Here is a 10,488-nt window from a genome sequence, read left to right as displayed (position 1 = left end):
ATGCCTCACTTAAAGCAATTTTTGCTCCAAATGAGGCATTTTTTATATCCTTTTGCTAATAAAATAAAAGCCTACACTGTATTACATATTTTCAGGAAGACCCCAGGTAAGCTCAAATAATTAGAACAGGAACCTCATAAAGCTCAGGAACAGGGGGAAGCTACTGGTCATTTTTTAAAAAATCAATCCTATCCCACCAGTTCTTCATGCTTGCTATATGCCTCCATCAGCTTCCGCTGAGTTTCGTAAGGCACCGGCGCATATGAATCAAAACTCATGCTGAACCTTGCACGCCCCTGGGTAAGGCTGCGAAGCGCACTACTGTACTGGTGCATTTGTGCTAAAGGAACTTTAGCCGTTATCTTCTGAAAATGCCCTTCACTATCAATCCCTTCCACCACGCCCATACGTGTTTGCAGGTCGCCCATTACAGCACCGACCATTTCGTCGGGACAAATCACTTCTACCTTATAAACAGGCTCTAACAATTGAGGATCGGCTTCTAAAAAAGCCTGGCGGAAAGCCTGCAGCCCGGCTATTTTAAAAGAAATATCATTACTGTCCACATCATGCATTTTACCATCGTATACACTTACCCTTATATCCCGCGCACGACAGCCTGTAAGAGGGCCACTCTGCATTTTTTCCATTACTCCTTTTAAAATAGAGGGAAGAAAACGCGTATCGATCACCCCCCCCACAATACAATTGCAAAATACCAGCTTACCGCCCCAATCCAGGTCGTGAGCTTCTTTAGCCCGGAGGTTCAATCCTTCAGGGTCGGGCATGCCTTCGTACCAGGGCTCAATACGCATATACACTTCTGCAAACTGTCCGGCCCCTCCGCTTTGCTTTTTATGGCGGTAACTGCCTTCGGCCCTGCGGCCAATCGTTTCGCGATAGGGAATTTTAGGCTTTTCAAATTTTACGTCCAGCTTATGAATACGTTCAATTTTCCATTGAAGTACTTTCAGGTGCAGCTCGCCCTGGCAATGCAGCAGGGTTTGTTTTAATTCGGGCGATGCTTCAAATTTTACAGACGCATCTTCTTCCTGCAGTGTATGCAATGCCTGTGAAAGCTTTTCTTCATCTCCCTTATTAACGGCGCTGATAGCCATAGTAAGATTAGGCTGAGGGAACTTAATAGGCTCCAGCTCAAGGTTGGCACCCTTTTCATGAAGCGTATTATTTACGTGTGTGCTGCGCAGTTTAATAGTAGCCCCGATATCGCCCGCCGTTAATTCCTGAACCGGCACCCGGTTATGGCCTTCCATTAAAAACAACTGGTTTATTTTTTCTGTAGCACCCGTATTTTCATTTACCAGTTCAGCACCTGCCTTTACGGTACCGCTATATACTTTGAACAGGCTAAGCTCACCAATATGCGGTTCTATAATAGTTTTAAAAACAAAAATACAGGCAGGTCCCTGGAAATCGCAGGGTAGTTCTTTCCCGGATGTTGTTTTTTGAGGAGGCATTTCGCCAGGCGCAGGGCATATATAGTCAATAAAGCTCATAATACGCCCTGAGCCCATATTCTTTTCCGCCGATGCGCAAAACAGCGGAAAAATATCATGCCGGATCATAGATGTGTGCAGCCCCGCCTTCATTTCTTCTTCCGTCAGTTCCCCTTTATCGAAATACTTTTCCATCAGCCCTTCATCATTGGAGGCAATAGTTTCTATCAGTTCTTTGTGCAGCAAATCGGCCTTTTCTTTATGATCTTCAGGAACAGGAAGCTTTTGAGGCTTACCGCCATCAGGACCATATTGATACATGACCATAGTGAGCACGTCTATAATAGCATTAAAACCGGGGCCTGTTTGTACCGGAAACTGTACGGCCACCACGCTGCTGCCGAAATGAGACCGCGCTTCCTGTAATGTTTTATCGAAATCGGCATCCGGATCATCCAGCTTGTTCACTACAAAGAGAGAAGGCGTTTTAAAAGAGTCGGTATACTCCCATATAATATCGGTGCCCACTTCCACACCGGCAGCAGCATTTAATACAATTACCCCGGTATCCGCCACCCGCAAAGCGCTGATTACTTCCCCGATAAAATCATCATACCCGGGAGTATCAATAATATTGATCTTATAATCCTTCCAATCCGTGTGCATGAGCGAAGCAAATACACTGCTTTGTCTTTCTGTTTCCAGTTCGTGGTAATCGCTCACTGTATTTTTTGCAGCCACGCTGCCGGGGCGTTTGGTTATACCTGCCTGGTAGAGCATGCTTTCGGCGAGCGTGGTTTTTCCACTGCCGGCGTGCCCCAGCAAGGCAATATTTTTTACATGTTTTGAATCGTATGTTGGCATAACAATATTTTGATTAATAGAACTATCGCAGGCTGCTAGAGTCTCCGAACCATTCTTGTTAAAACAAAGCAGCCAACCGGTTACAGGCTGGCTGGCACATTTATCTATTTACGAAATGATAAAAATCCTGTTCGAGGCTATCAAGGTCGCTCACCAGGCTATCCAGTTTTTCCTTTATATAGTGATGGGGAATGCGATGTCCAAAATCGGGATGACGCCCAGCCTCATTTACGTGATGCTTGATTTCATGCTTCAGATCGTGAATATTAATGAGCTGAATATGAAAATTGTTGTGAAAATGCTCGATACCTTTAAGAACCTCCTGGTCTGTTTTTCCCGGGGCAAAGAAATACAACTCATTTTTAAGGTTATTTACTTTGGCACGGTAAGATACCAATACGTCATACCATTGCTTGCACTCATCGATGAGTGCATTGTGCTGCGCTTCTGTAACCATTGGAATAGTGTTTAAACTTGAGGAATAACAGTATCATGTGGCAACTGTTTTGTCTTTCCTAAAGATACAACACCTTTACGGCAAAAAATACTGATAACCGTCATGTTTTTTAAGAATGGTGGTCAATTATTGAAGACCAGCCCGTTTGGAACAACTATCACCCGGATTGCAGGGAACTGAATATTACAAAAAGGCTTACTTTTTAACGAGCCGGCAGCGTCATGTCAAGCATACTTTTTCGTATCGAATGCCAGGCTGAGCTTGTCGCTCCCTTCTAATAAACCCGCTGGCTGTTAGTTAAAAATATCATAATATATTGTAAGTGAAAATGTTATTTATTGTCATTTCAACCGCAGAGCGCGCTAGCGCAGGATCCAATCGGAATGACGATACTTATTTGTCATTTTAAAGAACTGAATTTCCGGTTATTTGGGCCTCACCACAACTACATTACTTATTGAACAGGTTGTAAAGTCTGAATAATATAATAGGCCACAGGTCAAGATCAAATATCAGGCAATCAATAACCGGCATCCGCCCCCCCGTATTCTTACTCCATTCTCTCTTCCAGGTGGGCCAGCTTGCCATCAGTAGTCATGCCTTCAATAACCACTCTGAAAGCATCTGTAACATCATTATTATAAAAAGAAATAACGGCCTGTTTGGTACGTGGATCTACAGATACGTTGGGATTCCAGTAAAGGGTAGTTCGCACATCCCTGTCTGCACCTGGGGCGGGCTCTGTTGTCAGGTATTTGGGAGAATAAAATTCACGGATGCCGGTATATCCTTCTACCCTGCTGCTGGGTATGCCTGCGCCGGCGTCGCGTTTTGCATCATCTCCCCTGCGTGTATAAATAGCTATCGCACCATTGCTGCCATTAAAACCGCCCATAAACGGAGGTCTGAAGGCTTTTATATAGGCTATATCATTCACATTAATACTTGAAACCATGCTCACATCAGAAGGCACCTCATCTACATATATCTGGGGTGCTCCTCCCCGCCAGCTTAAGGAGGCGCCGGAACCCTGACCATTAATTTGTAAGCCTGCTACTTTCCCCTGCAGGAACATAAAAACATCGCCCGTTTTTGCGAAAGGATCATTTAAAACATCTATTTGAATTGCATCACCACCGCTAAACAAACCAGATGCATACTTTTCATCCATCTGCTCTACTGCAGATTTTGCTTTGGCTTTCACTGTAACAGTCTCCAGTTCTTTATACCTGGCCTTTTGTGTGTTATCATTCAGCTCCATGGCCAATTGCAAATGCCGCCAAAGCCCGGCGGTATCGGGCCACAGCAGGTTGTTATACCCTTTACCTACAGAAGGCGTGCGTAACTTATGGGGCATAAATTGTATGATTGCACCATTCAGGTTTTTATCCTGGAACTGGTAATATACCTGGGCGGTATCAAACAAAATCACCGATGGATCATTAAATGTACCATTGCGCTGCACAGGCACCAGCAGCATTTTATTTTGCTGGTCCTTTTGCGTTACAATCATCATAGCGGCAGCTCCATCTCCTATCAAACCAGGCATAATACCCTGTACTGTACCGGAAAGCGATAAATAAGAAGTATCTCTGGGATAATTGATCTTAGGGAGTGTACCTGATGCTATTTGCTGCCAGTGGATCCTGCGCCAGCCATTTGTAAGCATTACCAGGTCCAGGTGTTGCTGCTTTACGTCGTCAGGATTTGTAAAATAGTAAGCCGCATTATACACCTTTCCTTTTAAATCGCTGGATAGCATTAAGGTAGATAAAATATTATCACTGCTATCTGCATCAATACTCAGATCTGTAACAGCCACCGATAGCGAAGCGCCTGTATTTTCTGGAATAGTAATTTTAACTTCATTGCGGGCGCGATAGCTTAAACCCCAACGCTGCACTTCCATTGCCGGCGTAAACATAAAAGGAGCATTGTTATCAATATATGTAATGCGCTCAGCCAGTGGTTTCCAGTTTTTATCAAGTAAGGTGATGGTTAAAACTCCGTAAGGAAGGTTGGTAGTGGGCACTATGCCCGTGATCTCTCCTTTTACTGATTTGGCGATAGTAAACACCGGATGCTGAAACATGCTGCCTATCAAATATACGCTATCTGATGCCGCAGCAAGATCAGGCGAAAGCCCCACCCGAAATTCCCTCCTGCCCGGTAATACCTTTACCTGTATATTGGCTCCGCTACTTTTTACCGCCGGCAGGGTGGTAGTGTACTCTTTACCCTGCTCATCCTTCCACTTTGCTGTAAAAGCAGCGCCGGGAACCGGATTCAGTAATATAAAGCCCATCCCGTCGTGCTGCACGCGCAGGCTATCCGCAATTTTCCCATTACTGCCCGAAACAATCCCTTTAATTTTAACGGGGCGCCCCCATTGGTCGGTAGCTTTAAAAGCTACTTTATTAGGGAAACCAGCAATCAGGTCGCCACTTTCAGGAAAAAACTCCAGTACAGGTTTTATGACTGCTGTCGGAGGCAGCTTTAAAGAATCCTTATTCAGCAGTTGGATGGCCTTTTTATACAAAAACGATGAATCGAAATTGAGCATCCACCTGGTATAGGCTTTAACAGCAATATAACGGCCTTTAAAATCCGCCGGTATATCAAACTGTCCATTCGTAACTCCATCTATCAAAGGAGCCACAGTATGCTTCAATATCTGCCCTTGATCGTCTATCCAGTCCACATAGAAATTTTTGCTTTCCAGGGCAGGCGCCACTTCATTCAAAACATAGGCTTTAAACCATATAGTTTCTCCCGGGAAATAGGAAGACTTATCATAGTGCAGATATGCGCGTTCTGGGCTGAACTTTGTTGCAAAATCCTCCAGTCTCTGGGCTAATGGCTGGGCAACGGCCCAGCCGGATAAAAAGAGCAGCATTAAAAACGCAAACAGGCACCGGGATATATAAACACTACATTTCATTTGTTCAGGGTCAGTTTACAGGATCATGAAAATTACCTCGCAAAGGCTTTACAAAAAAATGTTTCTCAAATATTAACAGCAATTTTATGATTTTTTTTAAAGCGCTGTGCAATATCCGAAAATATAACCGCTTTAGCCTAATTTTTCTCTTTGTTCAATATAGCGTTACGCGACTGATGCACTTATATTTGCCATAATTGACAGTTTGGCGAATTATTTGCGAAAAAAATAATCTGTTATCACTAAATCTGATATTATGAAACGGTTGTTACTCATTTCTTTTATGTTTTCTGTAAGCCCTGCTTTTGCGCAGTTGGATAGTATGGCCCACGAAATGAATCTCAGGGATAAAGTATTGAACGATATTCAGAATAATTTCAATACAAAAACAAGAACTATAGATTCTACAGTCATCACGCTTGATAAAAGATTATCCAATCTGGACAGGTCTATTGCAGAATCCAAAGATGCCAAAGATAAGGCAGATAAGCTTGCACAACGCTTACAGGCAGTTGAAGAAAAGCAGAAAGCTATTGAAGCCAACGAATTAAATCTTTTCCAGGCTAATTACCAGTCGGCGATGGTGAATCTGGTATCTATGGACAGGGAAATAAAACCGCTGATGCTCTTCAACTCAACAAAAGCTTTTTTTAATTCCCTCAGCGAAACCGGCAACCCCATGAATTATGATGGTTATACAAAATGGTATAACCAATATGCTGCATTTGTTAAAGAAAAGAAAGCCGAAAGCCCTGTACTGAATGTGACAAGCAATCTTTTAAGCTTTGCAGGAAACTTTACAAAAGGCGCGCCGGTAACGGGGCCCATTACCTCGGCGCTCTTTAGCAGCATGACCACATACATTGATAACATTGGTAAAAAAGAAAAAGCATTAAAAGCCCAGAGCGAGGAAATGCTTACGCTTACCATGAAGATCAGCCAGTTCAATTATGACAATGACCGCATTGAAAATGAATGGGAATCTATTACCGCGGAGCTGCAGGACCTGCAAAAGAAATTTGATAAGTCTTTAAAAGAAAACCTTGCCATTATTAAAACATCCCCGTCTGATTTTGAAGCGAATTTTTCAAAAGAAAATGATGCAGAGAAGCGGTATCAGTATTTAACAAGGCTTCGCGATGGTGCAGCAAAATTTGTAGCGGCAGAACGGGAGCAGAATCCTAAGGACTGGCGCCAGAAAGCATACATTCAAATGAATGATGTACAATCTTTAAAACAACGCTTTGGACAGGTTACTTTTCGCATCAGTCAGAATTTATTAAAATACAAAGAGCTTTTCGAAAAATACAGAGCCGATCCGCAGCTCGGCAGCCGCATCAAAGACCTTGAAATAAAAATGAAAGAGCTGCAGGAATCATTTGATAAAACATTTGACCCACTGGAGTATATCAACTCTGCCAACAGGATGTATAAGGTTTAGTTGCACGAATAGTGCTGCCTGTGGCCCCAGTTCGCTTCGATTTACCGCAGGGAAGTATCTGCCTGTTGCACTTATGTGCGGGAGCGGAGCCTGGGAAAATAATATTGATTATGGGTTTCGAAGGTGTTATTGAGCTGTGTATTTCAGATCAGTTCTCATTAAAAACACATTATACGGCTCCCATATCGACATTAAAAAATAAATACTGTCTTTATACACCGATACAGGATGAATATATGACCCGTATAGCTTGGGGTATTCTTTTCCATGAGCAATGCGTTGAGGTGCGCTCCATTTGCCTGTTAAGTCAGGCGCATAACGCGCACATATTTCGTATCGCTTCTCATTAAAATAAAAGATCATCCAAAGCTGGCTTTTTTCATGGTAAATAAAAGATAGCTCTCCGGTAGCATCATGGAATAAATTGGTAGCTTTCTCTTCGTGTCCTTTTATCCATTTCCCGTTTGTACCATCCCAGTATTCATACGCGTTTTGATGCTCTATATCTGTTTCCCTGAACCGGGCTAACTTTGGCGAAGACTGCCTGCCGGACTCGGTACCGATCATATAAACAAAAGAATCTTTCTTAAAAAAACCCACCTGTCCAAAATTGCTGTCTTCTCCAAACCTTACGGTTTTTACAGGCGCCCAGGTTTTACCATTATCTCCCGATCGGTAAAGCGATGAGTAGTTTGTTCCCCAGTTAGAAGAGTTCCAGTGCCTGACATTCATATAATGTACATAGTCTGCACTATTGGCCCTTATAGCGCCCGTAGGAATGGAAGTCCAGTTTCCTTTACCCGACATATCTTTGCCACCATATACTATTTCACGCGCCTTTCCCAATGTATCTACTGCCATTTCATCAATGGTAAGACCATCTTCAAGTGCCTGGTCACGGGAAAAAGCCAGTACATTACAACGCCAATCGCTTCCTTTAACCACCGGTTTCTCAAAATGATGGCGCCCGTAAGTATCGCCGAAGAATATGCCATACCGGCCTTTTTCCATTTCCCAGATAATTCCCAGGTCGGTTCCCCCCACATTATAATCAGCAGGAGTAGCATTGGGGCTTTTTAAATGTTCACCTGCGCCTGCAGCACCGGTTACCCGTGCGATCTGAGCCGCTTTCCCGAATTGTATGTCGCAGCAGGGTACCCTGTGAGAAGCGAAAACCAACAGCAGGCAAACATACACCATACCATTGCGATAATATTTGTTCATTGGAGAACCGGTTTAGTTATCCTCTAAAAATCTACGGCCGTATTGATCAATCAGCCGGTTGTACGCTTCGGCCGCCGCACCATTACCCCAATCGTAAATAGTGAATTCACCGATACCCAGGCCGTCATCGTTTGTAACGCCGTCATGGCCATAGTTCTCCATCATAAAGCCATAGTCGGCAGGACCAAAAAACGGCCAGCGCGCCTGCCATTGCTTCATTGTTTCGGGATTAAGCGGTGTGTACATCATGGTAAAAGAAGCACGTAAGGCCGCAATACCGCGCTGCATGTATTCCTTCTTTTTTAATACTTTCCCATACTCAATAATCAAACCCGCAAAAAGGCTTTGCCGGGAATCATTCCATTCGCCATCGGCATTCATTACCCCAAACCCGCCCAGGCTACGTACTGCAATAAACGGCGGCTGCCATACGGCCTGCGCCATCAGCATTTCATCCAGGCAACGCTGCCCCCATCGCAGGTATTCCTTGTTTCCGGTTGTTTTATAAAGCTCCAGTAAAGCTTCTGCCGTCCAGTATACTGAAAATGTATTTTGTTTGAACATGTTGTTTCGCTGTACTTTTTGGCCAACCCAGTTATCACTTCCTACCCTGCTGCATGACCAGTAGGTTTCAAAATCCTCCCATTGTCCCACCGGTATTATTTTTTCCGTTACCGCGCGCATAGCTTTTTCAGCGCTTTGCAGGTAGCGGCTGTCTTTTGTTATTTGATACAGTTTCAATAAAAACGTAACCGAAGCGCTTGTTTCGGGCGACTTGTTTAAATGTGCCAACGGTTTAAAGTGCTCCAGGCTCAGCCATGCAGGAAAGAATCCATCACTATCCTGCAGTTTTATTAATGCGTCGGCGTAATTTTTTGCATAAGACAGCAGCCGTGCTTCTTTTTCAAGATCGCTATACCAAACCATCATCCAGTAAGCGGTAAAGCTCATGTCAGCAATATGGTAGGGCGATTGCCGCGGATCCCAGGTATATGGATTACGGTTGGAATTGGCAAAGTATTTTGTATCCCATCCTTTGGAACGATGGTATTTCCGGCCATCAATTTCCACCTGCTCCATCTCTGTGGCAATTACACTTTTAAAAAAACCATTTGTTTGGGGAAAAGCCAATGCCAGTTCTTTTGTTTTTAAAGCGTATTGCTTCAGGGTATCATTCTTTGTTCTTACCGCATACCGGTATAATCCCTGGGCCGATCGCAGCGAATTGAACCAGGCCTGGTTCCAGATAGAGCGAAACTCCCGCTCATTTACCTGGCCGGGATAATTGGGACTTTGAGTGGTATTGACAATAAATACCGGCGCGCCAACATTTTTACCGTTGAGCTCAAATTCCTGCCACACCGCCTGTTTCCAGTTTTTGAAAGCCCAATCATAGGTTTGCTTTACGTAAGGCTCAAGATTTTTGTGATGCAGGGGTTCTCCTGCCTGGTAAAGCGGAACAGCCCATTTATTCCACATAAAGGCAGTGGTACGATGGAACGGGTTTTGAATATCTTCAGATTTATTGGAGCAGATAATGTAAAAGCCTATTTCCGTTTTACCTTTTGGCAGGATCATTCCTCCCGCTCTTTCATACAAAACATGATCGGTAACTTTCGACTTTCCCAGGCCCAGCACCAGCTCATTAGCCGGGGCATCCATGTCCATCAGCCAGGGAAGCCCGTTTTTCCTGATCAGACCCAGGTCGGGGATTACCGAGATCATTTTTTTACGATCGGCAACAATTAATGCCGGCGCGCGGAATACGTGCTGCGGAATAGTATGATTAACAGTGGGCGTTAAATGTGGCGCCCAGTTAAAAGAGGGCTGAAAATCAGGCCGGATAAGCAGTTGCCAGCTATCGGCCGGCAATTGTTTTTGCAGGTTAAAAGAAGCATGAACTTTATAAATACCTTCACTGATCCGCTGATAGGTTATATTCACAGGGATAGTACCTATTCCCAAAGAGCTAATACTGCTGATATATTTTTTCAGCTCTGACGGAATGCTGCTTTGGGAAGCACCCGTTATGCAATGATACATCAATAGCATGCATATCAATATCCTTCGCTGTCTCATGTTATAAGCATTTTACATCAATGAA

The 10,488-nt window shown here is 43.9% G+C and carries 6 protein-coding genes; 1 reads left to right on the top strand and 5 read right to left on the bottom strand.

Features of this window, described 5'->3' with window-relative positions; genetic code table 11:
• Window positions 1–188: 188 nt before the first annotated feature.
• The 3 genes from ACYVBM_RS14555 to ACYVBM_RS14545 all read right to left on the bottom strand — a co-directional run bounded on the left by ACYVBM_RS14555 (window position 189) and on the right by ACYVBM_RS14545 (window position 5,719).
• Window positions 189–2,321: an elongation factor G gene (locus ACYVBM_RS14555; protein ID WP_460686409.1), complete on the bottom strand. Its 2,133-nt coding sequence runs from the start codon at window positions 2,319–2,321 to the stop codon at window positions 189–191.
• Window positions 2,322–2,421: 100 nt separating this feature from the next.
• Window positions 2,422–2,778, bottom strand: coding sequence for a hypothetical protein (locus tag ACYVBM_RS14550; protein ID WP_460686408.1), 357 nt, complete (start codon window positions 2,776–2,778; stop codon window positions 2,422–2,424).
• A gap of 550 nt (window positions 2,779–3,328) precedes the next feature.
• A complete protein-coding gene (locus ACYVBM_RS14545) occupies window positions 3,329–5,719 on the bottom strand; it encodes a hypothetical protein (protein WP_460686407.1) in 2,391 nt (796 codons plus the stop codon).
• Between the two features lie 256 nt (window positions 5,720–5,975).
• Between ACYVBM_RS14545 and ACYVBM_RS14540 the strand changes: the two genes are divergently transcribed.
• Window positions 5,976–7,160, top strand: coding sequence for a hypothetical protein (locus tag ACYVBM_RS14540; RefSeq protein ID WP_460686406.1), 1,185 nt, complete (start codon window positions 5,976–5,978; stop codon window positions 7,158–7,160).
• A 126-nt stretch (window positions 7,161–7,286) separates the two neighbouring features.
• On the opposite strand, the gene ACYVBM_RS14535 is transcribed toward ACYVBM_RS14540, so the two are convergent.
• Window positions 7,287–8,384, bottom strand: a complete 1,098-nt coding sequence (locus ACYVBM_RS14535) for a DUF4185 domain-containing protein (RefSeq protein ID WP_460686405.1) — start codon at window positions 8,382–8,384, stop codon at window positions 7,287–7,289.
• A gap of 12 nt (window positions 8,385–8,396) precedes the next feature.
• The gene (locus tag ACYVBM_RS14530; RefSeq protein WP_460686404.1) at window positions 8,397–10,463 is read right to left on the bottom strand and encodes a hypothetical protein; all 2,067 of its coding nucleotides are present in this window, start codon (window positions 10,461–10,463) and stop codon (window positions 8,397–8,399) included.
• Window positions 10,464–10,488: the final 25 nt, after the last annotated feature.

Source organism: Niabella aquatica (genome assembly GCF_054779315.1).
This window is presented reverse-complemented; position numbering and strand designations above follow the sequence as displayed.